At 70.5% G+C, this 23,001-nt stretch carries 27 protein-coding genes and 1 tRNA gene; 16 read left to right on the forward strand and 12 right to left on the reverse strand.

Going from position 1 to position 23,001, the window contains the following annotated elements; all coding sequences use genetic code 11:
* Positions 1 to 618 carry a histidine phosphatase family protein gene (locus RNC47_RS13075; protein WP_394814770.1) on the forward strand — a complete coding sequence of 206 codons (618 nt, stop codon included), beginning with the start codon at positions 1 to 3 and terminating at the stop codon, positions 616 to 618.
* Here the strand turns inward: RNC47_RS13075 and RNC47_RS13080 are convergent.
* Positions 615 to 1,442, reverse strand: coding sequence for a helix-turn-helix transcriptional regulator (locus RNC47_RS13080; RefSeq protein WP_311598572.1), 828 nt, complete (start codon positions 1,440 to 1,442; stop codon positions 615 to 617). The genes RNC47_RS13075 and RNC47_RS13080 overlap by 4 nt on opposite strands.
* Before the next feature lie 111 nt (positions 1,443 to 1,553).
* Here RNC47_RS13080 and RNC47_RS13085 point away from each other — a divergent pair, with 111 nt between their 5' ends.
* From RNC47_RS13085 to RNC47_RS13095, 3 genes are all read left to right on the forward strand, one after another.
* Positions 1,554 to 2,987 carry an MFS transporter gene (locus RNC47_RS13085; protein ID WP_311598473.1) on the forward strand — a complete coding sequence of 478 codons (1,434 nt, stop codon included), beginning with the start codon at positions 1,554 to 1,556 and terminating at the stop codon, positions 2,985 to 2,987.
* A 155-nt stretch (positions 2,988 to 3,142) separates the two neighbouring features.
* Positions 3,143 to 3,376 (forward strand): hypothetical protein, encoded by a 234-nt coding sequence (locus RNC47_RS13090; RefSeq protein WP_120760294.1) that lies wholly within the window; start codon positions 3,143 to 3,145, stop codon positions 3,374 to 3,376.
* 130 nt (positions 3,377 to 3,506) lie between these two features.
* Positions 3,507 to 3,579 (forward strand) — tRNA-Ala (locus RNC47_RS13095).
* Positions 3,580 to 3,764: 185 nt separating this feature from the next.
* Here RNC47_RS13095 and RNC47_RS13100 read toward each other — a convergent pair.
* The 5 genes from RNC47_RS13100 to RNC47_RS13120 all read right to left on the reverse strand — a co-directional run bounded on the left by RNC47_RS13100 (position 3,765) and on the right by RNC47_RS13120 (position 7,008).
* On the reverse strand, positions 3,765 to 4,919 hold the full coding sequence (locus tag RNC47_RS13100) for a site-specific integrase (RefSeq protein WP_311598476.1): 1,155 nt from the start codon (positions 4,917 to 4,919) through the stop codon (positions 3,765 to 3,767).
* Positions 4,916 to 5,146 (reverse strand): helix-turn-helix domain-containing protein, encoded by a 231-nt coding sequence (locus RNC47_RS13105; protein WP_311598478.1) that lies wholly within the window; start codon positions 5,144 to 5,146, stop codon positions 4,916 to 4,918. Before RNC47_RS13105 ends, RNC47_RS13100 begins: the two co-directional genes overlap by 4 nt.
* Entirely contained in the window at positions 5,143 to 5,346 is a 204-nt protein-coding gene (locus tag RNC47_RS13110; protein WP_311598480.1) for a hypothetical protein, read from the reverse strand. Before RNC47_RS13110 ends, RNC47_RS13105 begins: the two co-directional genes overlap by 4 nt.
* A 277-nt stretch (positions 5,347 to 5,623) precedes the next feature.
* Positions 5,624 to 6,580 carry a hypothetical protein gene (locus tag RNC47_RS13115; protein WP_311598482.1) on the reverse strand — a complete coding sequence of 319 codons (957 nt, stop codon included), beginning with the start codon at positions 6,578 to 6,580 and terminating at the stop codon, positions 5,624 to 5,626.
* Positions 6,581 to 6,657: 77 nt separating this feature from the next.
* Positions 6,658 to 7,008 (reverse strand): hypothetical protein, encoded by a 351-nt coding sequence (locus RNC47_RS13120; RefSeq protein ID WP_311598484.1) that lies wholly within the window; start codon positions 7,006 to 7,008, stop codon positions 6,658 to 6,660.
* 233 nt (positions 7,009 to 7,241) lie between these two features.
* On the opposite strand from RNC47_RS13120, the gene RNC47_RS13125 reads away from it, so the two are divergent.
* A complete protein-coding gene (locus RNC47_RS13125; RefSeq protein ID WP_311598486.1) occupies positions 7,242 to 7,520 on the forward strand; it encodes a hypothetical protein in 279 nt (92 codons plus the stop codon).
* A 78-nt stretch (positions 7,521 to 7,598) separates the two neighbouring features.
* On the forward strand, positions 7,599 to 8,618 hold the full coding sequence (locus RNC47_RS13130; protein WP_311598488.1) for an NAD-dependent epimerase/dehydratase family protein: 1,020 nt from the start codon (positions 7,599 to 7,601) through the stop codon (positions 8,616 to 8,618).
* Positions 8,619 to 8,623: 5 nt separating this feature from the next.
* Here the strand turns inward: RNC47_RS13130 and RNC47_RS13135 are convergent, their stop codons facing one another.
* Positions 8,624 to 9,955 (reverse strand): hypothetical protein, encoded by a 1,332-nt coding sequence (locus RNC47_RS13135; protein WP_311598489.1) that lies wholly within the window; start codon positions 9,953 to 9,955, stop codon positions 8,624 to 8,626.
* A 244-nt stretch (positions 9,956 to 10,199) separates the two neighbouring features.
* On the opposite strand from RNC47_RS13135, the gene RNC47_RS13140 reads away from it, so the two are divergent.
* The 7 genes from RNC47_RS13140 to RNC47_RS13170 all read left to right on the forward strand — a co-directional run bounded on the left by RNC47_RS13140 (position 10,200) and on the right by RNC47_RS13170 (position 15,419).
* Positions 10,200 to 10,343 (forward strand): hypothetical protein, encoded by a 144-nt coding sequence (locus RNC47_RS13140; RefSeq protein ID WP_311598491.1) that lies wholly within the window; start codon positions 10,200 to 10,202, stop codon positions 10,341 to 10,343.
* On the forward strand, positions 10,336 to 11,085 hold the full coding sequence (locus RNC47_RS13145) for a hypothetical protein (protein ID WP_311598493.1): 750 nt from the start codon (positions 10,336 to 10,338) through the stop codon (positions 11,083 to 11,085). Before RNC47_RS13140 ends, RNC47_RS13145 begins: the two co-directional genes overlap by 8 nt.
* Positions 11,069 to 11,299 carry a hypothetical protein gene (locus tag RNC47_RS13150; RefSeq protein ID WP_311598495.1) on the forward strand — a complete coding sequence of 77 codons (231 nt, stop codon included), beginning with the start codon at positions 11,069 to 11,071 and terminating at the stop codon, positions 11,297 to 11,299. The genes RNC47_RS13145 and RNC47_RS13150 overlap by 17 nt, the downstream gene beginning before the upstream one ends.
* A 121-nt stretch (positions 11,300 to 11,420) precedes the next feature.
* Positions 11,421 to 12,614 carry a hypothetical protein gene (locus tag RNC47_RS13155; RefSeq protein ID WP_311598497.1) on the forward strand — a complete coding sequence of 398 codons (1,194 nt, stop codon included), beginning with the start codon at positions 11,421 to 11,423 and terminating at the stop codon, positions 12,612 to 12,614.
* On the forward strand, positions 12,611 to 13,537 hold the full coding sequence (locus tag RNC47_RS13160) for a lactate/malate family dehydrogenase (protein ID WP_311598499.1): 927 nt from the start codon (positions 12,611 to 12,613) through the stop codon (positions 13,535 to 13,537). Before RNC47_RS13155 ends, RNC47_RS13160 begins: the two co-directional genes overlap by 4 nt.
* Positions 13,534 to 14,706, forward strand: a complete 1,173-nt coding sequence (locus RNC47_RS13165; protein ID WP_311598501.1) for a phosphoenolpyruvate carboxykinase (ATP) — start codon at positions 13,534 to 13,536, stop codon at positions 14,704 to 14,706. The genes RNC47_RS13160 and RNC47_RS13165 overlap by 4 nt, the downstream gene beginning before the upstream one ends.
* A gap of 107 nt (positions 14,707 to 14,813) precedes the next feature.
* Complete coding sequence (locus RNC47_RS13170) at positions 14,814 to 15,419, forward strand: hypothetical protein (protein ID WP_311598503.1); 606 nt, start codon at positions 14,814 to 14,816, stop codon at positions 15,417 to 15,419.
* 140 nt (positions 15,420 to 15,559) lie between these two features.
* Here the strand turns inward: RNC47_RS13170 and RNC47_RS13175 are convergent, their stop codons facing one another.
* From RNC47_RS13175 to RNC47_RS13195, 5 genes are all read right to left on the reverse strand, one after another.
* Complete coding sequence (locus RNC47_RS13175) at positions 15,560 to 16,048, reverse strand: hypothetical protein (protein WP_311598505.1); 489 nt, start codon at positions 16,046 to 16,048, stop codon at positions 15,560 to 15,562.
* A 40-nt stretch (positions 16,049 to 16,088) separates the two neighbouring features.
* Complete coding sequence (locus RNC47_RS13180) at positions 16,089 to 16,919, reverse strand: IclR family transcriptional regulator domain-containing protein (protein WP_311598507.1); 831 nt, start codon at positions 16,917 to 16,919, stop codon at positions 16,089 to 16,091.
* 87 nt (positions 16,920 to 17,006) lie between these two features.
* Entirely contained in the window at positions 17,007 to 17,951 is a 945-nt protein-coding gene (locus tag RNC47_RS13185) for a quinone oxidoreductase family protein (protein WP_311598509.1), read from the reverse strand.
* 653 nt (positions 17,952 to 18,604) lie between these two features.
* Positions 18,605 to 19,261 carry a hypothetical protein gene (locus tag RNC47_RS13190; protein ID WP_311598510.1) on the reverse strand — a complete coding sequence of 219 codons (657 nt, stop codon included), beginning with the start codon at positions 19,259 to 19,261 and terminating at the stop codon, positions 18,605 to 18,607.
* Between the two features lie 121 nt (positions 19,262 to 19,382).
* Entirely contained in the window at positions 19,383 to 20,396 is a 1,014-nt protein-coding gene (locus RNC47_RS13195) for a C40 family peptidase (protein ID WP_311598512.1), read from the reverse strand.
* Positions 20,397 to 20,974: 578 nt separating this feature from the next.
* On the opposite strand from RNC47_RS13195, the gene RNC47_RS13200 reads away from it, so the two are divergent.
* The 3 genes from RNC47_RS13200 to RNC47_RS13210 are packed head-to-tail and all read left to right on the forward strand — an operon-like array spanning position 20,975 to position 22,992.
* Entirely contained in the window at positions 20,975 to 21,553 is a 579-nt protein-coding gene (locus RNC47_RS13200) for a hypothetical protein (RefSeq protein WP_311598514.1), read from the forward strand.
* A 17-nt stretch (positions 21,554 to 21,570) separates the two neighbouring features.
* Complete coding sequence (locus RNC47_RS13205) at positions 21,571 to 22,695, forward strand: MinD/ParA family ATP-binding protein (protein WP_311598516.1); 1,125 nt, start codon at positions 21,571 to 21,573, stop codon at positions 22,693 to 22,695.
* 3 nt (positions 22,696 to 22,698) lie between these two features.
* Entirely contained in the window at positions 22,699 to 22,992 is a 294-nt protein-coding gene (locus tag RNC47_RS13210; RefSeq protein ID WP_311598518.1) for a hypothetical protein, read from the forward strand.
* Positions 22,993 to 23,001 lie beyond the last annotated feature (9 nt).

A 23,001-nucleotide genomic window follows, 5' to 3' on the forward strand; every position in this document is an offset into this window, starting at 1 on the left:
GTGCTCTGGCGGCACGGCCAGACCGCCTGGAACCTGGAGCACCGCTTCCAGGGCACGATGGACATCGAGCTCACCGAGACGGGCCGGGCCCAGGCCAGGCACGCCGCCGGCCTCCTCGCCACCCTCAGGCCGCACACCATCATCTCCTCCGACCTCAGCCGCACCCGGGAGACGGCCGCCGAGCTCGCCGCCGTCACCGGGCTGCCGGTCACCCACGACGAGGCCCTGCGCGAGTCCTACGCCGGCGACTGGCAGGGCCTCACCCACGAGGAGATCCGCGCCCGCTTCGGCGAGCAGTACGCGGCCTGGAAGCGCGGCGAGCCGGTGCGGCGCGGCGGCGGCGAGCTGGAGACCGAGGTGGCGGACCGGGCCGCGCCGCTGGTCGAGCGCGCGGCCGAGAAGCTGCCGCCCGGCGGGGTCCTCGTCGTCGTCAGCCACGGCGGCACCATCCGCACCACCATCGGCCGCCTGATCGGCCTCACCCCGCCCAGCTGGGAGGCGCTCGGCGGCCTCTCCAACTGCTGCTGGTCGGTGCTCGGCGAGAGCGTCCGCGGCTGGCGCCTCCTCGAACACAACGCGGGATCCCTCCCCGAGCCCGTCCTCGGCGACGACGTCTAACAGCGTCGCAGCAGCTCCACCGCGGCCCGGCTCTCCTCGTCCCCCGGGACGTAGACCACCATCCGGGCCTCGGGCACGCCGTGCACCGAGAGCGACTGCGAGCGCAGCCGCAGCTCGCCCACCGCCCGGTGCCTGAAGGTCTTGACCCTCGGCCCGGGCGGCACCACGTCGCCGCTCGCCCACATCGCCGCGAACTCCGGGCTGGCCACGGACAGTTCCCGCACGAACCGCTCCCAGGCCGGCTCGCCGACATGGTTGCCGTAGGCCGAGCGCAGGGTGGCCACCATGACCCGCAGCTCGGCCTCGCGGAACACCAGCGGACACTCCTCCAGCCGCCCCGTGAACAGCTGCCACAGCGCGTTGCCACCGGCCGACGCGGGGGACTCCTCGGGGTAGAAGATCGCGCGGTAGACGCCGTTGGTCCCCAGCACGTCGTAGCGGGCGTTGTAGACCACCGCGGGCAGCGGCTCCAGGGTGTCGAGCATCAGCCGCACGTCAGGACCCACGCTGTCGGTCTGCGGCACCGGATCGGGCGTCCAGGGCACCTCGGCGAGCCGGAACAGGTGCTCCCGCTCCGCCGCGTCGAGCCGCAGCGTCCTGGAGACGGCGTTGAGCACCTGCGCGCTCGCGTTGATCGGTCGCCCCTGCTCGAGCCACGTGTACCAGGTGACCCCCACCCCGGCCAGCTGCGCGACCTCCTCGCGCCGCAGCCCTGGCGTCCGCCGCCTGACCCCCGGCGCCATGCCCACCTCGGCCGGCGTGATCCGCGCCCGCCGGCTGCGCAGGAAGGTGGCGAGCTCCGGCCTCCGGCGCACCGTCGTCATGGTCGTCACCTCCCCACGCTGGCACGGCGCCCGGCGCGTTGCCAGGTGTCTGCCGGTACCAGTATCGGCGGGCTCTCTCCACCCGTACCCGACGGGGCGCAGGGTCCTGCCATGACCCTTTCCACGGCCCCTGCCACGCCCCCCGCGGCCCCGGTCCGGGGGCGCCCGGCGCTCCTCCTCACCATCGTCCTGCTCGCCCAGTTCATGTCCCTGCTCGACGTCTTCATCGTCAACGTCGCCGGGCCCACCCTCCAGGCCGAACTCAACGCCTCCGGCAGCGAGTTGCAACTGATCATCGCCGGATACACCATCGCCTACGCCGTGTTGCTGGTCACCGGCGCCCGGCTCGGCGGCCGCCACGGCCCGGGCCGGCTGTTCCTCACCGGCCTCGCGCTCTTCACCGCCTCCTCGCTCGCCTGCGGCCTGGCCGGCTCCACCGCCACCCTCGTCGCGGCACGCCTCGCCCAGGGCACCGGCGCCGCGCTGATGCTCCCGCAGGTGCTCAGCCTCATCCAGCTGACCTTCGCCGGCCAGGCCAGGATCAGGGCGCTCACCGGCTACGCCGCCGTGGTGGCCACCGGCGCCGCGGCCGGCCAACTCGCCGGCGGGCTGCTCGTCAGCGCCGACCTGTTCGGCTGGGGCTGGCGCGCGGTCTTCCTGGTGAACGTGCCCATCGGCGTCACCCTGCTCTTCCTCGTCCCCCGCGGCCTGCCGCTCTCCCGCCCCGCGCCCACCAGCCGCGCCCGCGGCCTGGACCCCGCCGGCCTGCTCGTCCTGACCACGGCCGTGACCTTGATCACCGTGCCGCTCGTTCTCGGCCAGGAACGGGACTGGCCCCTGTGGTGCTGGCTGTCGTTCGCCGCCGGCGCCGCGCTCGCCGCCCTGCTGGCCCACCACTCGACCCGCCTCGCGGCGCGCGGCGGCGAGCCCCTGATCGCCCCCCGGGTGCTGACGAGCCCCGGCATGCCGCTCGCCGTCCTGCGGATCTTCCTCACCATGGCCATCAACGGCGGCAACCTCTTCGTCCTCTCCCTGCACGTCCAGGCCCCCGAGGCCGCCGGCGGCCTCGGCTACGGCGCGCTCCGCGCCGGCCTGGTCTTCCTCCCGGCCTCGCTGGCCTTCGGCGCCGTCTCGCTCCTGTGGCGCCGCGTCCCCGCCCACCGGCAGCCCGCCCTGCCCGCCACGGGCCTGCTGCTCTCCGCCGCCTCCCTGCTGACCTGCGGCCTCCTGCTCCGCGACGGCGCCGACATCGGTGTCGCCACGATGGCGGTCTTCGCCCTCACCGGCGTCGCCCTGGCACTCGCCTACGGACCCACCCTGACCGGCGCGCTCGCCCTGGTCCGCCCCGAGGACGCGGCCGACGCCAGCGGCGTCACCATGATGACCACCCAGCTGGGCATGCTGACCGGCATAGCCGCCATCGGCACCCTCTACCTGGACCGCGGCGACCCCTGGCCCGCCATGCTCGCGCTCGCCCTCGTCGCCACCGCGGCGGCCGCCGCCGGAGCGGTTGCCCGACCCGCGACGCGGGTAAAGAGGCGTTGATCGTCGTGTATCGATACCGTCTCCGTGGCCATCAGGTCGGATCACCGGCTTAACCGTCCGCGGACGGCGTGGCAGAATCGGACCAAGCCGGGGCTCTGACGGAGGGGTTTACCCACGTGGGCACGGCCCGCGACCGAGGGTGGAGCTGATCGCTCATGGGTGCACACAGCAGAAAATGCGACTGGTGTGGAGCCGGCACCCCGATCGTCCGGGACCTCCAGCCGGTCAACGCGGCCTACCAGTACTGGTGCGTCGAGTGCGCCCGCGCGCTGATCATCAAGGGCGACCCCATCGAGGTCTACCGTGAGCTGGAGGGCGAACCGATCTACGGCCGCCTCCTCGACGAGCACTGCGCCCTCAAGCGCTTCTACTCCTTCGCCAGCGTCTGACCCCACCCCCCGGCCCCCCTCCTCGCCCCCGCCGGAACCGATTTGGCAATCCACCGGGGTGGGTGTGTAAAGTAGGCATCGCCGCCGAGGGGGAAGCCCGAAAGGGAAGAAACCAAGGCGGACCAGGCAAGGGGCTATAGCTCAGTTGGTAGAGCGCTTGCATGGCATGCAAGAGGTCAGGAGTTCAATTCTCCTTAGCTCCACAGGTCAGAGGCCCCCTCCCACAAGGGAGGGGGCCTCTGCGTGACTAACTGAGTGACTAGCGCTCTTGAGCCAGACGCAAGTGTCCGAAACGCGGCATTTGACCGTCAATCTCTCGCGGCCGTTCCCCCGTCGAACTGCCTTCCGCCTCTCCGTGCGGGCCCGGCACGCGTCCGGCTCGGTCGGTTCAGCCGTGGAAGATGCGGTCCATGGTCAGTGCTCCGGTCTGGATGACGGGGCGGATCTGCTTGCGGTAGACCTTCTCGGTGGTCTCGGTGCTGGAGTGGCCCACGAGCCGGGCGATCTCCTCGACGGGGACGTCGTTGTCGGACAGCAGGGACACGAAGCTGTGCCGCAGCTCTCTGGGTGTCCACTCGGTGGGGTTGATGCCGTCGGCCTTGGCGATGGCCCGGCGGAAGGCGCGGCGGACGTTGGCGGCGTCCAGGACCGTGCCCACGTCGGAGGCGAAGACGAGGTTGTTGTCCTGCCACCCTTTGCCGGCGGTTCTCCGCTGTCGTTCCTGTGCTCGGCGGTGCCGTCGCAGGGCGGAGACGCAGCGGTGGGGCAGGGCCAGCGTGCGTCGGCTCTTCCGGGTCTTGGTGTCGCCGCTTCGGCGGACGGAGTGCCAGACCGCGATGTGCGGGGGTACCGGCGGATCGGCGTGGGGGCGACCTTCGAGGTCGACGTGGTCCCAGGTGAGCGGGCGCAGTTCCTCGGTTCGCGCGCCGGTGAGGAGCGAGACGACGATGTAGGCGTGCATCGGGTCGCCCTCGACCGCCTTGAGGACGGCTTCGGCCTGGGAGAGCGTTATGGCCTTGGAGGGCCTTCCGGGCTGCCCGGTCGGTACCGGGCACAGGGCGACGACGTTGCGGCTCACCTTTCCGCGGACCATCGCGCGTTGCACGGAGCGGTTCAGGCAGGAGTGGATGCCCTGCAGGGTGCGGGTGCTGAGCGTCCGCGCCTTCGACGCCAGCCACCTGTCGACGTCGTCGACGCCGAGTTCGCGGAGCTTCCGGTGGCCCAGGTCGGCGATGACGTGCGTGCGGGAGAGGATCGTGTACAACTCCACCGTCTCCGGGTCCTTTCCCGCGAGGCCGTACGCCAGCCAGTTGGTGACCGCCTCCTCGACCGTGTCGTCGGTCGAGTCGACACCGAGGTCGGTCGCGTACTCGCTGAGCAGATCCTTGAGCTTGCTCTTGGCCTCGGTCTTGGTCTTGGCGCTTCTGCGTCTGACGATGCGGTTGCCGGCGTCGTCGTACCCCAGGCTCACGGTGGCGATCCAGCGTTGGCGCCCGGTGTCCCAGTGCAGGCCGCCGTCTCCTCGGTCACGGCGCGCGCTCATCGCTCTCCTCCGGCCTCGCGTTCGAGCAGCGCGACGTAGTCGTGGAGCGCGGAAGCGGGGATGCGCCTCGACCGTCCCTGACGAACCGTCCGCAGGCGCCCGGTTCGCATCAGGTCGTAGACGACGGACCGACTGAGGTTGAGCAGTTGTACGGCGTCTGAGACGCGGTACAGGAAGGGAAGGTCCGGAACGGCGCGTTCGGTCGCCGGAGGCTGAGGCCCTGTCACCGGGCCTCCATGTCGAAGGTGACCGTTGCGCGGACGGTGCTGCCGGTCGGCTCGACGGGGTGAGCGACCTGGTGTGCGGCGCAGCGGACCAGGGTTGTCTCACGTGAGCCGTCGATGCACCGCAGGCCGGTGGTGATGGCGACGGTGTGAAAACCGCCGCAGTTCGAGCACGATGGCAGGTCTGGGGCGGAGTCGGGCATGATGGGGGGCTTCCTTCTCGAATCGACGCGGTTCGGGTGAGGAGAGGCCCCGCCGGGCGGCGGATGCTTGGCGGTATCGGCGCCGCCCTGCGGGGCTGACCGGCGGTTCTTACTTCCGCCGGCCTGCTGAGAGTCGGTTGGTTCGCGATGCCGCAGAGCGTGCGTCGCATTCACAATTGTTTGTGGATCGGTGCATTACGGCGGCAGCCGCGCTGTCGCCCGTATCGGCGATTCACCGAGTCTGCCTATTCGGGCGGCAGTTTCTCTTAACGTTCGTTTATGGATTCCGGGTGCGACTGCGGGTTGCTGGGCTGGTCGTGCCCCATGCATGCCGAGGAGGTGGCGGGGGTGACCATGGCGGCCGGCCTGGTGACAGTGTCGAGCGGGCGGGTTCCGAGCGGTCGGCGCGCTCCTGGGAACGGGGATCAGCATCTGCCAGCCGTCCTAGTTCGGCCAGCAGACTTCTCGCGCTCGACCACGAGACGCCCACGCGATTGGCGACGAAGTTCGGGCTGAGGGTCGGTCGCCCCGGTGCCAGAGCCTCGACTTGTCTGAGCAGCTCCCGTCGGCTCCGTCGTGCTCCTGCTTTCGCCTTGGTCGGGGTCTCACCCGGACTATCGTCGGCAGCGCTGCTCGGCGTTTCGATCGCGGCCGATGTCGCTTCCGGGAGGCAAACCGCCGGGGTCGGGGTGGCGCCGGTTCCCCGGTCCGTCTTCGTCGGCGCGACGCTGGTCGGGGTGGGGCCAACGAATCCTTGCGCCCTCGTGGAGTCGGCCCCGACCAAGGGGGATCGTTCCGCGCGCGCTGCCCCGCAGTCGGCGATCTCCACCCCTCGGTCCATCAAGCCAGCCACCAGCGCCCATCCGCCGCCGCACGCTACGGCGGCCACGACCATCGTGATGACGGTGTCGATGCCATCCCCGTAGTAGACGTGGGCTCCGACCTCGACGCCGTACCCGGCGGCCGTGGCCGCGGCGCCGCTGGCCATGATCCACCGCCGCCGCAGGATCGAGTTCAGCACCATGGTCGCCTCGCCCACGATGATGAAGGCCTGGACGGCGACGGGCACCGCCCACATGGCTCCAGGCAGCGAGCCCGGCTGGTCGAGGTAGGTGTGCATCGCCATGACGGTCACCCATCCCGTCCAGACAGAGGTGAGGACCAGGGTGACGAGTACCAGTGGCAGGAGAATCGTGAACGCGTAGGTGGCGATGAGGGCCATCTGGGTCTGCACGCGTGCCTGCACCGGCGGAGTCGTCGTGGAGGGAGCGGATGCGACGGCGTCCTCCGGTTTAAAGCCCCGTGGCGACATCACTGGCCCTCCTTGGGTCGGTTGCCCGACGGCCAGACGCGGAACCCGCAGCTGGAGCTCAGCGGACAGCCATCGCAGACTGCGGCGGCGTCCAGGCGGTCCTCGTAGGTGACGCTGCTGCCGCCGTCTTCCACGAGTTCGAAGAGTTCCGTGTGCTCCGAGCAGGCTGCCCTTCCCTGATCGCTGGTCGGCACCGTGCGCACGGCCTTCTTGCTCCGACGGGACCTCGCCGTCGTCGCCGTGCTCTTCTTCGCGACCGTCGGCTGCGCGGTCGGCGTGGTGGCCGACTCCGCGTTGCTCGGCGGGTGGTTGTCGGGCTGGTGGTCGTCGGCGGCGCTAATCTCGCGCATGGCCTCTCTCCTCAGTGTTGGTGAGGTGAGGGCCAGGCCCTTCGGCCGGCGGTCGCGACGCTGGCCGAGGGGCTGCTCCATGTCCTGGTGCGTCCGGCCCTCGATATGCAATCAGAGATTGCATATCGATGATGCAAACAGGGATAGCTACGCGCGGGCAAGTGATCTGCCGGGGGATCACACTTACGGGGGAGCGCAACGTCGGAGGGCGCGCCCGCTGGCACCATGTCGGTGTGACCGATGAGCCGACCGCAGAGCAGCAGGCCGCGATGGACGAGCTGGACCAGCTCTCGGCCGACTACGCCGAGGCCCTGAACCGCCTCGAAGACGCGCGAGACCGGTTGGCCCAAGGGGTGATTCGACACCTACGCAGTCGCACCCTGCGTCCTACGCAGGTAGACGCTCATGTGCCCTGGGACCGCAACTACGTGGCCAAGATCGCCCGCAAGGCCGGCGTCCCTCCCCTGAGGGAGTCGACGGTGACCGGCCGCCGTAAGCGAGAGGCGAATTGATAGGCGACACATAGCTCGTCAATGCACGGTCGAGGGAGACGCACGGCGTCCGACGCCTCCATGGGGCAGGATCGTGGCATGCGGATTCTCGTACTCGGCGGCGGGTGGTTTCTGGGCCGCCGCATCGCAGAGCAGGCGCTCGAACGGGGCTGGGAGGTCAGCACGTTCAGCCGAGGTCGGTCGGGCCGGGACGTCCCGGGCGTGCGGGCGATCCGTGGGGATCGCACGGTGGAGGAGGACTTGAAGCGGCTGGCGGACGCCGGTCCGTGGGACGCCGTGGTGGACACGTCGTCGGCGGACTTCGCGCCGCGGCGGATTCTCGCCGGGGCTCGTGTGCTGGAGCCGGCGGTCGGGCGGTGCGTGTACGTGTCGACGGTCAACGCCTACGTGGGCTGGCCGTTCGAGCCGCTGAGCGAGGATTCGCCGCTGCTGGACGCGCCGCCGGACGCGGGGGAGGAGTTCGGTCGGGACGGGTCGTCGGCGGCGTACTACGGGGTGCAGAAGGCAGGTTCGGAGCGCGCCGTCGTCGAGGCGTTCGGCGAGGGGCGGGCGCTGATCCTGCGGCCGGGCGTCATCCTCGGCCCCGGAGAGTACGTGGGCCGGTTGCCGTGGTGGCTGCGGCGGGCGGAGCGGGGTGGGGAGATCCTGGCGCCCGGGGAGCCTGGGCAGAGCATTCAGCCGGTGGATGTCCGGGACGTGGCTGCCTTCGCGTTGGACCAGGCGGCGATCGGCGGGGCCGGGGCGTTCAACATCGCGGCGCCGATCGGGCGGGAGACGATGGCCGGTTTCCTCACCGCCTGCGTGGAGGTCACCGGCGGTGGGGGTGAACTGCGCTGGACGCCGGACGACGTATTGCTCGCCGCCGGGGTGCGGCAGTGGACCGAACTGCCGCTGTGGCGTGCCGCGCCCGGTTCGTGGCGGGTGGACGCCAGCCGGGCGCAGGCGGCCGGATTGACGTGTCGGCCACTGGCGGAGACCGTGGCCGACACGTGGGCCTGGCTCCAGGGCGGAGGCATGCCGGTGGAGCACCCGCGGTGGGGGGAGCACGGCATCGCTCCGGAGCGCGAGGCCGCGATCCTCGCCGCCCTCGAGCGGTGAGCCGATCAGGCTTCGAGTGCCAGCGGCCCGGTTGGCCCGAGGCTGTGGGTGGCCGCGCCGGCGGCGGTGAACTCCTCGACACGCTCGCCGAGGGCCTTCGCGGCCGTGGCGTTGGCGAGCGGGCTGCGGATCAGGTCCTGGCGCAGCCCGGTCATCCGCTCCAGGACGCCCAACGTCCGCCATCCCGTCTCCAGGGCGAACACCGGGTCGACCGCCTCGGCGGCGCCCTCCAGGTCGCGCCGGAGCATCCGGGCGCGGGCCAGGTCGACGGCCGCCTTGCCGCGCAGAGCGGGCTGCTCGGCGGTGGGCCGCTCGTTGATGAGGCCAAGCGCCCGTTCGGCGGCGACCTCCGCGCCGACCGCGTCGCGCAGTAGCAACATCGTCGTGGCGTTGGACACGGCCGCCCGCGCCGGTGGCATGCCGAACTCGCCGCCGACATCGTCGTGGAGGTCGTCGCGGCGGCCGGTGGCCAGGTCATCGAGCGATGCGATGGCGCGCCCGGCCGACTCGTGGTCACCGAGGTGGGCGTGGGCACGGGCGCGGATGGTGGTCAGCCTGATCGCCGCGGTGTCGCCGAGGCCGCCGAAGCCCTGGCCGGTGGTGACCAGGCGTAGCGCGTCGGTCGGGCGGCCGTCCCAGTAGGCGAGGTAGGCCAGGGCGCCGTGCGCGTAGGCCTGGAGTGGGCCGTGGTCGATGACCTCGCCGTAGAGGGCGGCCGTGCGGGCCAGTTGAACGGCGGCCGGCAGGCTGCCCAGGTCGAAGGACGCACTGGCCATCACGGCCGCGGTGGCGCCGGCCTGGAGGTAGAGCCGCTGACGCTGCCGCGGGCGCTGAGTGCGGTCGAGCATGGTCCTGGTCAGCTGGAGCAGTTCGGCCCCGCGACGGTAGGAATCGGCCGGGGCGGTGGCCAGGTAGCTCCTGGCGAGCCGCCGCACGTCGTCCTCGATCTGGTCGATGGTCAGGTCCGGCAGGGCCCAGGCGGCGGCCTCACCGGCGTGGTCGGCTGCATCCCGTGCGGTCATCCTGATCTCACTCTCATCAATGGCGGGTGCACTCGGCAGCGACGCGACGCCTTCCTTCGGCGCGGCCAGCAACTCGCTCGCCGGCCTGCGGAAGATGTGCTCCAGGATCGTCGGCGCCGGCTCGTTCGGCAGCGTCCGGACCGAGCCGGACGTCCACCGGCGGAAGGTCGGTTCTGCCACGGTCGTGCTGGCGATGCGGGGATCCCCCCGCAACTCCGCGACCTCCCGAGCACCCTGCTCGTAGGCTCGCCGGAACCGGTCGTAGGACCAGCGGAGTTGGCGGACCAGCAGTTGGAGAAGCGTCTTCGCTTCCACGTTTCTGCCCCCTGTGAACGAGTTCGTGACGAGCCGGGGTGCGCGTCTCTGCCCGGTGCCAGTGTGCGGTCGTCGGCTCACTGGGCGGTCGGCGACCGACTGAGGTGACACCAAGGTGATGCCCCGGTGAGAGGCCGTATCACCAGTGGAGGGACGAGATGAGACCCCTGGTGGCATGGCCGTGACGAAGGGTTGACGGCCACGCTCTGTCGTGCCGCTGACACCACGAGCGAGGAGGCTGGGGATGGCGACCACCCCACCCGTGTTCCGGACGCCCGCCGCCGAACGGAACGCCCACGCCATACGGGACGGCCGCCGCGCGCTCCAGCGGCTCGGGATCGTCGGCGATCTGCTGGTCCTGGCGCGGAGAGGGGCACGTGATGCCTGATCGCCCCTCTCTGGTCGCGGTCCACAACGGGATCGGCCGGCAGCCGGCGGAAGCGCCTGACGTGTTGTCGTTCTTCCCTGAGCTGGCCTACGTCGCCGACGCGGTGAAGGTGCGACTCGATGGTCTGGCCTGTGCCCGGTGCGGCTGGACGGCGGGGCTGCGGCCCGGCGGCTACGCCTTTACCCGTACGCCGGGTGGGTGTCTCGGCTGGGCGGTGCGGGTCTGCCAGGCGTGCCCGCCAGCGGCGCCGATCGGAGGCGAACCGGCCTCGGCCGTCGCCTGGGCGTTGGCGGCCGGCGCGGTCGAGGATGACGTGCTTGCCGCGTGGGGGCGGCGTCAGGCGGTGTCGGTGCCGGTGGGGCGGCTGTGGGACATGGTCCGGGTTCCCCGAGCGGTCGGCTTCGGGGTTCTGGCGCGGCTTCCGCGTCAGGTGGCCGCGATCGGGCCGGTGTTGGAGGTGCCGGCGCGGGAGACGGTGGAGTTCCTGGTCCCGCCGGGTACGGCGGCGACCTGGCCGTCCTGGCAGCCGGAGTTGCACAACGTGTTCTGCGTCGGTCCGGGCGGGGTCAGCCGGTTTCCGGCCCCCGCTCTCACGCTGGCCGACGGGCGGCGGGCGCGTTGTGGCCGCCGCTGGCTCACCCGCGTGGAACCACAGCGTAGGCCCACCACGCACGCCGCCGGACTGCTGGAGTGCCTGCTGGCCGAACTCCGCTCGGGGAGCCGTGGTGACGCCTGCCGATGACAGCGTCGCCACCACGCGACGGGTGGGGGTCGGGCTTCGGGCCAGCCTCCAGTGCTGGTGTTGCGGCGAGAGCGAGGAGCCGCTGGCCAACAGCGGCGAGGTCGTCGGCGAGCTGGGCACGGTGCCGCTGTTCTGCTGCCCCGACTGCGCGCGGCGGCTGGAGTGGCTGTACCGCGCGGCGCTCGGCCAAGTCGCTCCCGAGGCGCCGTGCTGACCGTCGTGCTGGTGGGGGCCGCCGCGTTGGCGCCTTCCGTTGTCTTCCTCATCTCCCTGTGCTTCGTGCATCGCTTCGTCCGCCGTGTCGAGGCGGCCAAGACCCCTGATTCGGAGGTCCCGTGTCCCAACAATCCCCGCTCCTCCTCAACGGCCTGAGCATCGACGAGGTGCTCGACCACGCGGCTGAACAGGTCTTCGAGGCCGCCGTCGCGCTCTGGCCGGGCCAGCAGGTGAGACTGCTGGAATCCGTGCCCTCGGTCACCGGCTACGTCCGGCTCGTTGAGGTCGGCGATCGGCGGCTGTACGCGAAGGCGTCCGTGCTCGACACCTCGTTGGTGTCCGTGCTGCGTGGCGTGCACGGCGATCTCCGCCGCGTGCGCGAGGCCCAGCGTGCTCACGGGGCTCGCGACGACCGTCTGCCGCTGCGGGAGGCGGCGCAGTTGCGTTGGCTGACCGACCTGGGGCGGCCGAGGGTGTGCCGGTTGGTCGGCGAGCACCGGGCCGTACTGTTCACCGAGCCGGTTCACGGTCCTTCGCTGGCTGAGGTGTTGGCCAGGCAGCCGGCCCAGACGGCGGGGTTGCTCGCCGCGGTGATGGAGGAGCTTGAGCCGTTGCGGCGCCAGCATCCCGCTCGGCTTGGCGGCATCGGGATCGGCGAGCGCGGCATCAGCGGCACCTTCGTGCGGAAGTTCGGCGGTGCGGGCCGCACCGCCTATCTCCGCGCGATCGGGGAGCGGCTGTGCTCGCCGGCGCGGCACCGCACTATCGGCAGGCTCCTCGCGCCGGCCGTCCGCGATCTGGCGGGGCATAGCTGGCGGTACCGGGCGTTGTCGGTACTGGTCTACGGCGACCTCAAGCCCGAGCACGTCCTGTGGCCCGACACCTCCGGCCAACCCGTTCTGCTGGACCCGGCCCTGCGGCGCTCCAGCGAGCTGGAGGATCTGGCCCGGCTGGTCGGCAGAACCCTGCTGCTGGCCGGCACCCAGCTCGCCCCGCACGCGGCCCGCCGGGTTGTCGACGGCGTCGACGCCCTCGTCGCGCAGCGGATGCGGCCGATGGGCCGACCGGACGTCGACCGGTGGCTGCGTGACCTGATCACCCTGTGGATGATGGACACCCTCAACATCGTCTCCACCTACCTGACGGCCCCGCCCGGCCTCCCACTGCCCGCCCAGGCCACCGCGGCGATCGATCACGCCGTGCCGCTGGCCGCCCTGGTCCAGCGCGTGGCCGGCGAGTTGGCCGGTGGCAGTCCATCGCCCGGGACGTGGGACCGTGCGTTGGAGCGCGTGCGGGAGATGGCGCGGCCATGACCGACATGCCCGCCATCGGAGTCCTCGGGGCTGGCGCCGTGGGCCAGGCGATCGCCGGAGCCCTGGTCACCTCCCGGTTCTGCGGAGAGCTGCTGATCGCCTCCCGCACCATCGACCAGGCCGCTGCGCTCGCCGACGACCTCGACGACATGCGGCTCACCCTCGGCTCGCCGACACGTCCTCGTGCCTGCCGGTCCACCGACCTGGCCGGCTGCCACGCCTTGGTGATCGCCGCCCGCGCCCGCTTCACCAACCACCACCGGGCCGATGTGCGGATGGGCGGGGCGGTGGCCAACGGCGCGCTGATCCGTGCCCTGGCCCAGGACGTGGTGGCCGACTGCCCCGGCTCGGTGTTGGTCGTCACCAACCCGGTGGATCTGATGGCCCGGCTACTGGCTGAGACCTCTGGCCACCGCCACGTCTACGGCGTCGGCTCCAGCCTCGACACCGCCCGCTACCGGCTTCTCCTCGCCCGCCACCTGGGCGTGCCGGCCGACCAGATCGCGGGCCATGTCATCGGCGAGCACGGCGACGCCGCGGTGCTCTGCACCACCACAACCACGGTCACCGGCGCCCCGCTGCCCGCGCCGTTACCGCTCGCCGACATCCGAGCCGCGCTCACTCGCCGCCCCGACCAGATCCGCGCCGGCATCGGCCGCACCCGCACCGGCCCGGCCGGCGCCGTACTCGCTGCCCTCCGCCACGTCCTCGGCCGCGGCGGGCACGACCTGATCGAGCTCTCCCGGCCCTGGCGCGACGGCGTCTGGCTCGGCCTCCCCATCAGCTTCGCCGAGCACGAGCCCTGCGTCCGCATGCCCCGACTGTCGGCCGCCGAAGCACACCAACTCGATGCGGCAGTGGCCAAACTCGCTGCCGCCTATCAGCCCCTCGCCCACCTCAACCCAATCGGAGAACCCCTGTGACGACGCTTCCCACCCTGCCCACCGCGATCCGCACCCAGCTCGCCGAGGCCACCGTCACCGTCCTCGGGCCCCGTCCCGTCACCGCTTGGACCGCCCGCTACTTCGGCCCGTGGTGGCCCACCACCGAGGTGCCGGTCGACAGCCACCACGACAGCGAACTCCTCGTCACCGCCCACACCGACCCGATCCACTACCAGGAGTTGGCCGATCGCGTCGGCCTGGAACCCCACCAGACCACCTCGTACGCACGGGAACCCATGCTTGTCACCCACCGCTCGGACGGCACCATCCTCGCTGTCTCGCCCGGCCAGCGACTCGCCTACCGTGCCTACCGCTCCTCGGAACACGGCAGAACTCTGGACATCATCGGCTGCGACGCCGAGCCGGTGGCCACCGCCACAGCACGCCTCGCCCGCGAGGCCGTCCGCGGCCGACTCCTGCGCGCCGGCTGGTGCCTCCTGCACGCCTCCGCCGTCACCCGCGACGGCCGTGCCTTCCTCACCCTCGGCGACAAGGGCGCCGGCAAGACCACCACCGCCCTGACCCTCGCCCGCCAGCCGCAGTGGCAACTGCTGGCCAACGACCGTGTCTTCATCCGCCCCGACCACCACACCGGACAGCTCCAGGTCCTGCCTTGGCCGGCCGCCATCGCTGTCGGCCTGGGGCTGCTCCGCGCGTTCGGCTGGACCGACATCCTCCGCGGCCGTCTCGACGCCGGCGACCAGCTCCACCCCACCCAGGACTCGCGCGTCACTCGAGCTCTGCTCGCTGGCAGCGACGAGCCGCTCTGGGACGGCAAGCGTGAACTGAAGGCCCAGATTTGGCCCCACCAGCTCAGTGACTGGTTCGGCATCGACCTCTCCCAGCGAGGCGCCGTCACCGCACTCCTTTTCCCCGCCCTCACCTACGAAGGGTCGCCCGGCTCCAACCCGGCTGCCGCCCGGCCTATCGAAGACAGCGACTGGCTCGCCGGGAAGACTGAGGACCGCTACCCCGACATCTTCGAACTCGCCCGCGTCCCCCTCGGCGGCACTGACCTCGCGCGCGACCTCGTCACCGCCGAACTCCGCGCCCATCTTCACCAAGGCCTCGCCCTGACCCATGACATTCAGGCCAACGCGCGCTTCCTGGACCAGATCCTCGGCGACTACCTCCGGACTTTCTCGTAGCCACCTGTGAGGGGATCGGTTTTCCGGCTGGCTTTGTCACTGACGAGTGTGATGATCGCTGTCGTTGTGTAAGCGCATGGGTTGGGTGACTCGGGGAGGTGCCTCGTATGGCCAGTCTGCAGGTGCTTTTGGCGTCGGTGGAGGAGCGTCTGCTTGCGATGTCGGCCGGCGAGCGCGGTGTGTTCGTGGCTGGCGTCGCGGAACGGCTCATGTCCTGGCACGAGGCACTTCCCGGAGATCGACGGGCGCCGTTCATCCTGGGCCTCCGCCCGCTTCTGAACTCCGTTTGGGACGGCGTTCTCGGAGACACGACTGCCTTCCGTGCTGTCAAGCGCAGTGTGGCCGAGTACCTGCGCAGCGAGTACTGCCACAACGACGGTCAGGACGGGCCTGATGACGCGGACGAACCCGCTGCGGCGGCAACCTTGCACGCAGCCTCCGCCTATCTGTTCGGCTGCGCCGACTTCGCCATCTGGGCCAGCCAACGCGCTGCGGATGCTGTCGGAGAACAGTTGGAGTTCCTCGCCGAACATGAGGAGGAGATGCCCGACCTTGAGGTCGCTACCGTCGTCGAACTCCATCGCCAACTGAACGACTTGGCTCTGATCGCCAGCCATGCGAGGGAACTCCGCCACTCCGCCCTGGGGCTGGCCATCGACACATCGATACGCCTGCGCGTAGAGCTGCGCGGCCCACTTTCCAAGCGGGACTGACCACGTTCACCCTGCAGACAACGAGGGTCGCCTGCGGCCCCGGCGGGTCTTTCCAGGGTGCTGATTGCGCCTCGAACGTGTGAGCGTCCCCGGGATCCGCCCGAGACCGGCGCGCCCCGTCAGACACTGGCCATGGGGAGTTATGGCTCCTCGTCGTGTGGCCTGAGGCCGGTCTCGGTGGCGAGCCGTCGGTACTCAGCTTCTTCGGCCATGTCCCGAAACGTCACTTTGTGCCACCGAGCATGGTCGTAGCCTTCGCTCTCACACCAGGGGTGAACGATTCCGCACAGCTGGTTCCAATACCCCTGAATCCTGGTGAGTCGAAGCTTCCGCTGGGAGTGTCGCTCGTCCTCGGCCGGCGAGGGGCAAGGGCCGGGCAACGAGGCCGAACGGCCACGGCCAAGCACCCTGGCAGCACCGAGGATCTCCGACTCGAGTGCCAGCGTCAGTACGGACGTGACCTCAGCAAGTCCCACGGCGATGCGGTGCTCCTCAGTGGCAGCGTCGTGAATGCGTTGAAGCGAATCCAGACGTGGCAGCAGAAAATCCGCGATCGCCCAGACGTCGTCCACTGTGACGTCAGAGGCGTGGCGAAGCGTCCGTTCTATCGGGGCGTTCACTCGTGGCACCGACCACAGGATATGGGACGTGTACTGGCGGCCGCCCGCGTCAGCGCATCACTGCCCACGGGGCGGTGGCGATGCGGCTGAGCCGGGCGGCCGCGGCCTTGGTGGCTTCGATGACCGTGTTGGGCGGCTCGGGCATGATGGCGGCGGGTTTGAGGAGCAGCAGGGAGCCCATGATCGAGTCGTCCCACACGATGGGTGCCGCGCAGCTGTTCCACCCGGTCATGCACTCCTGGAGACCGACCGCGTATCCCTGGTCGCGGATGTCGGCGAGGGACGCGAACAGCGTCTCGTTGTCGTGGATCGCTCCCGGGCCGGCTCCTTCGGGAACCGGCTCGGCCAGGACGCGCTGCTGGATCGCCTCCGGGAGATAGGCCAGGATGGTGCGGCCGCTGGCGCCCGTGCGCAGGGAGCGGGTGACGCAGAGGACCTCTCGGGGCGTGAGGCCGTATTCGGAGAGGTCGGAGTCGCCGACGGCCATGTCCACGCACTGCCGCTTCGCTCCGCCGAAGGGAGCCAGCAGGTAGAGCATGACGAGGCCGCCCCGGGTGGCGTCGTGCAGTTCTTCGAGGATCTCGTGCGAGGCGTTGTCGGGAACGTGTGCGAGCGCGTGGATGGCGAGGTGGGCGGTGCCGCGTCCCAGCCGGTATCGGCCGCGGCCGACGCGTTCGAAGACGCCCTGGTAGATGCCGGACTGCAGGATCCGGAAGACGGCGGAGTCGTCGAGACCGGACTCCCTCGCCAGCTCGCCGGGGCCGTGGATGTCACCGCCGAGGCTGGTGAACGCCTGCTGCACGCGGAACACGCGCTCCGCGTGCTCGCTGCCGCCGGAGCGGGTGGTGGGTGATGCCGCTGGTCCGCCGGGGCTCCGCATGCCGACCCTCCCTCCGGGCCCGGGGTCGTGTCGGGTACCTCGACACGACCCCGCGACCTCATAGCGTCATCGCCATGTAACCGCAGGTCACCTCGTGGTGTCCAGGCAGAGCTTGCCGGTATGGGTGCGGGCGGCCAGGGTTTCGTGGGCCGCGGCGGCGTCGGCCAGCGGGAAGGTGCCGCCGAGCACGGGCTTCAACTCGCCCGCCCGCACCGCCTCGAAGAGTGACTCCATGCTCGCGGGCAGCGCGGCGCGGTCGCTGTAGAGGTTGGGGAGCCAGAAGCCCGAGACGGTGAGGGACTTCTCCATCAGCAGGCGCCCGGGCAGGTCGGTCCTGTCGCCGGACGCGTAGCCGTAGAGGGCGAGACGGCCGCGCGGTGCCAGGGCGGCGAGGATCGCGTGCAGGACAGGGCCGCCGGTCATCTCCAGCGCGACCTGCACCGGGCCGCCGGCCGCCTCGACGATCTGTTCCGTCAGGTTGTCCGACGTCGAGTCCACGGCGGCGTCAGCGCCGAGGTCGAGCGCGAGTTGCCGCTTCTCCTCCGTGCTGGCGAGGGCGATGACCTTGGCGCCGGCGTGCTTCGCCAGCTGGACGGCGAGGGAGCCGAGTCCGCCGCCGGCGGCCGGGATGACCACGGTCTCGCCGGCGGTGATCCGCGCGGTGGTGAAGATGAGGTGCCAGGCCGACTGCCCCTGGAGGCCGAGGCAGATGGCCTGGTCGTCGGTGATGTCGTCGGGGATCGACCAGGCGACGCGCCGGTGGACGAGGGCCTGTTCGGCGTAGCCGCCGCCGCGGGTGAGGCTCAGGAACCGTTGCCCGTCGGCGGTGCTGCCGACGACTTCGTTTCCGGGGGTGTAGGGCAGCGTCACCGGTGCGAGGTAGGTGTTGTTGCGTACGTGGGCGTCCGCGAAGTTCACGCCCGCGCGGGTCACGTTGAGCAGGTGGTGGGCTCCACGTGGCTCCAGGTCCGGGACGTCGGTGCACTGGAGTACCTCGGGGCCACCGAATTCCTTCATGACGATCGCGCGCATTCTTCTCCCTGGGGCGTGGGTGGATTGCTTCCGCCTCAACAGATTAGGCCGCTGCGCGTGATATGTCGTCATGCTGCTCACCAGGTTGACGCCTTTTCTCGCCACGCGAGAAAAGGCCATGGCTGGCGCGGCGGGGGTTTCTCGCCAGGTGAGAGAAGGTGATTCTAGGGTCAGACTCCGCGGCCAGCGCGTTGACATGCGACTATTGGGTGGGTAATAAAGAGGTCAAGCGGTCCGCCGAGGAGTGGGCCGACAGTCCCCGGATTTCTCTGGTTGCCGGTCGATGCAGGGCGGTGGAATGGCTTTTATCGCGCAGGGTGCGGTGTCGGGACTCGGGAACAACCGGGTAGCCGCACAGGAACACGCTTCTGCTGGTGGAGTGATGGGAAATGCGGCCGCTCCGCCGGCCAGGCCTCAGGGAAGCGCGTTCGTCCGCCTGGAGATGGGCAGCGATGTCGTCATGCTCATTCCTCTTCAATCGGATCGTGGCGTGCTGGCGGGCGTCAGTGGCGCCGACTCCGTGCCGCGCGGCGTGGATGAAGCGGAAGCGCGTCGCGCGACGCTTGAGGCCGCCCGCTGGTTGATGCCCAGCCTGTCAGCCGAGTTGATCGCTGAGGTTCTTGGGCTCGGCGCTGAGGTGCCGGAGGCTGAGTCTAGTCCGCGCCCGGTTTTTCCAGGCTGTGCAGGTGCCTGACGAGGGCGAGAACGGCCTGTTGGCTTCCCTCGGACAGTTGGGAGGCTCGGACGGCGATCTCGCGCACACTGTCCACCTGTAGGGCCGTGAGGAAACCCGCATCAGTGGCCGCCTCGTCTAGGACCCTTCGCTGGCCGGAGTCAAGGCCCTGTAGTCGAAGGGCCGTTTCTCGGACCTCTTCGCCGCCGAATGTCTCAAGTAGCTGGAGCTTGCCCAGAAGTCCCTGAATAGTGGAGACGTCTGCCTTGGATTCGGCGATCCCCTGGAGCTTGATGTCGCGGACACCGCCGCTCTTCAGGGCGTGGAGGAGTTCCAGTTCCGACTCGAATTGATCGGAATGCGCCTCTGTGTCGGCGAGATATCCCACCGGTACATTGAAGAACTGTGCGAGTGCCTGCAGGTGGTGCAGCTTCGGATTGGTCGTCCGTCCGGTGACGAGCTCCCAGAAATAGGGTCCTGAGATGGATACGCCCGTCAGCTCGGTGATCTGGCGTGCCGTCATTTCGTAGGACGGTGGCTGCTCACCTCGCGGCGTCCTCAAGTCCCTGAGCCACTGCAGCTTCTCTGCCAACGTGCGGGACGGGCTGCGGGTGCCGATGTGCTGAGTGCCCGGCATCGTCGAACCTCCCCTCGGCCGTGATGGGGTCCGGTACGGGGCGCAGCCTATCGGCACAGGCGGTCGCGAAAGGCTGGCCGACCCCATGACGACTGCGTGTCGGACACGGGCCAGCGGCGCCTCAGATGGTGCTTCGACCGCCCGCACCGGGGAAGCTCGGCGCCGCCCAGCCGCGGTAGTGCAGGCGCCAGCGGCCCGCGGTGAGGTCGTCGCGGTTGACGAGGGCGATACGGCCTTCGCCAGGGAAGTCGTCGAGGATGTCGTTGCTGGCGACCTGGTCGTCGCCGAGGTAGAGCGCGACATGGCCGGCAGCCTGTCCGGTGTCGTAGAACAGCAGTGCGCCGGGCGGCGGCGAGTGATCGTCGGGACGGGTGAGCCCGGCGCCGCGCAGCCTCGCCCAGTGCTCGTTGGCCGTGTGGGAACCGCTGTTGAGATATCCGTACGCCTGGGCCACGAACGCGTCGCATCGGCGGTACCAGCCCGTCTGGCCGACGGCCCGCCGCGCCGCGGCGATCGCCTCGGCAGGGGTACGAGGGTTCTCGACGTCGAACTCGACCGCGGCGTCCACGCCGTAGCCAGTGCATGCCGTCGCGGTGGTCGTCGTGGCACCGGAGCTCCACGCCGCGGACACCAGCGCGTCTGCGGGCTCCTCCCACCGTGCGTAGGCCTCGGGGTAGGCGCTGCGCTGCACGGCCTGGGCGACGTCGGCCAACGGGCGGGACTCCCAGCCGTCGACGGCGAGCAGCGCGTCGTAGAAGCGGCCGGCGGCGTAGGCGGGATCAGTCAGTTGTTCTCGGGTTCCCCAGCCCTGGCTCGGGCGTTGCTGGAAGAGCCCGACCGAGTCGCGGTCGCCGTGCGGGAGGTTGACGAGGCTGGACTCCTGGATGGCCACGGCAACGGCGATCACGGCCGCGCGCTGCGGCAGGGAACGAGCCCGGGCGACCTCGGTGATCGTCGCGGCGTTGTGCGTCTGCTCCTCGCTCCATCGTCCGGCGCCAGCCGCGCCCTCGGGCACACGACCGGGTGCACACATCGCCGCAGTGCTCGATGCGTCGGGGCTTCCGGCGACGAGGAGCAGGCAGACGAGCAGCAGAGCCAAGAGCGCGCCCGCGAGTGCGATGCCGGTTCGGCGCACGGGGGACCTCCTCCTGCCCCACCCCACTAAACGAACGTGAATGACAGGATCAGTAGAGCATGGTTGTCGTGGCGCGGTGATCAGGCGCCGTGGGCCGAATGGCTGAACTGTAGGCGCGGGAGCCGTACCGCCCGACGCTCGTTTATCGCGTCTTGACGTGCTTGTTTGCTCTCGTCACGGGATGGGCTCGCCGGTGGGGCGTGCAGTGTCATGGATGCCCCGATGGCATAAACATGTGTTGTCAGCCATTGATCCCATGGGTTGCGGGTGCTTGAGCACGGCCTTGGGCCGTGGCTCCCCGCACTGGAGAGGGAGTGGAATGTTCATGTCGCACCGCCGAACGGTCCCGGCCCTCGGCCGAGGCTCGTTCGTCGAGGTCGAGACGGCCGTCCCGTGTCTCTTGGACAGGGGGCTCTGAGATGCCGCGACTCAGTGGACGGCAGCGGTGCTGGGGCGCCGCTGCTCTCGGAGCCGGCTGCGCCGTCGCGCTGATGCTGGCCCTGGCTCTCAGCCCGTTTCCGGACGAGAGGGGGGAGACGTCCAGTGCGGCCGAGTCGGAAGGGCGCAATGCGGACGTCATGCGGTTGGTCAACGGCGTCCCGGTCGGATATCCGCGCTCGGAGGCCGGTGCGGTCCAGGCCGCCGTCAACTACCAACTCCTCCGCTTGTCGAAGACCTACCGCACCGACACCCAGGTACGCGTGGGCGTGATCGACGCCATCACGGCCTCCGAGGCGGTCGAGGCGCTGTTCCTCAAGGAGGAGCTGGCCACTCATCGACTGCTCGACTCCCATGGCCTCACCAGGGAGACCGCGGACTCGCTGGTGGCCCGCGCAGCTGCCCTGGGCACCAGGACGGTCGGCTACACGGACGAAGCGGCCAAGATCCAGGTGTGGATGACCGAGCTCGTCGGCGCCCCGGATACGGCCGAAGACGTGTCGGTGGCGGCGACGTGGACCACCTACACGGTCCTCCTGCGCTGGCAGGACGACGACTGGAAGCTGGTCAAGGTCAGCTCGGACGCCGGGCCAACGCCCCTGGAGAACAGCGGGACCATCCCGAGCACGGCCCAGGAACTGCGCCTCGCCGACCGCATGTTCCGCGTACCTCCGTTCACGGCCTGGGGCGACCCCGCGACGTCGGGTTCGGCGACGTGAACGGCGAGGACAACACCATGAGCACTCGGGCATCCGAAGAACCTTTGACCGCCGAGTCGTTCCGTACCTCGGCAGCGAACCGGATGGGCCCTTCCGGGAGGCGGCCGGCAGACGAGGTCCCGCCGGCTGCCGAGCGCGACACCAGCACGGCGACGACGCAGAACCACGAGCTCCCTCAGGAACCACCGCCCAGTCACGCGGACTTCACCGCGTCGCTGCGCCAGCACACCAGGCCGGCCGCCCCTCAGTGGGGCTGGCGCGGTCGGATCCACCGCTGGACCGGCGGCCGCGTCTCGCCCCGAGTGAGCGCGGCCGAGCAGGGCTGGAACGCGGCGTTGCGCGCGGTGCAGATGACCTTCGGCGGCCCGCGCACCATCGTCTTCGTCAACCCCAAGGGCGGAGCGTTCAAGACGACGGCCACGCTGATGGCCGGCCGGACGTTCGGCGTCCACCGCGGGGGCGGCGTGGTGGCGATCGACAACAACGAGGCCCGCGGAACCCTGGGCGAACGGGCACTGCCCGCCGGGCACGCCAACACCGCACGCGAACTCCTCGACGACCTCGATCTGTTCGAGGGGCCGGCGGCACGGCTCGGCGACCTCGGCATGTTCACCCGAGGCCAGGGGCCGGCCCACTTCGACGTCCTGGCCAGCGACGAGCAGGCCGAGATCGCCGGGCAGCTCGACGCCGAGTCCTTCGACCGGCTCCACGAGCTGTTCCGCCGCTACTACCGCCTGGTCCTCGTCGACTCGGGAAACAACCTGCGGGCGCCCAACTGGCTCGCGGCGGTACGGCACGCGGATCTCCTCGTCATCACGACCACCGTGCGCGAGGACACCGCCTCCTCCGCCCTCTGGATGGCGGACGCCCTGGAACGACACGTCCTCGAGGCCGGCGCGTTGAAGCGGCGGAGCGTGGCCCTGGTGTGCTCGCCCGCGCCGACGATCGATCTCGGGCTGCGGCGGTTCCTGATGGAGACCTTCGCCGAACGCTGCGGCGTCGCCATGCCCATCCCGTTCGAGCCGGCTCTCGTCGGCGGCGGCCAGATCGACTACACGCGGCTTTCGGCTACGACGCACACCGCCTGGCTCTACGCCTGCGCCGCGATGGCGACCACCCTGTCCCCGGCCCGGGAGAGCTGAACCGTGACGTACCTCGCTGAGGAGTTCAACCCGTTTGACGGCGTCAGCCCCAGCTTCGGGCCGTTCGCGCCGCTGCTGGAATCCAAGTTCGGCATGTTCCTCGGGCTCGCATGGCTCATCGGCTTCTTCGTCTGCGCCTACTTCCTCGTCGAGGCCATCGCCCGGGCCGCGAAGGCCAAGCGACAGGGGATCGGCGGCGACCTGGACGAGACCCGGGGAGAGCTGGTGCGCGTGGCCGCCGCGACGATCGGCATGGCCTCGCTTCCCGTCGTGTACGCGATCCTGGTCAGCGCCTGAGAGCCGGGG

The sequence above is a fragment of the Streptomyces millisiae genome, from assembly GCF_031845425.1.
Taxonomy (GTDB): domain Bacteria; phylum Actinomycetota; class Actinomycetes; order Streptomycetales; family Streptomycetaceae; genus Streptomyces; species Streptomyces millisiae.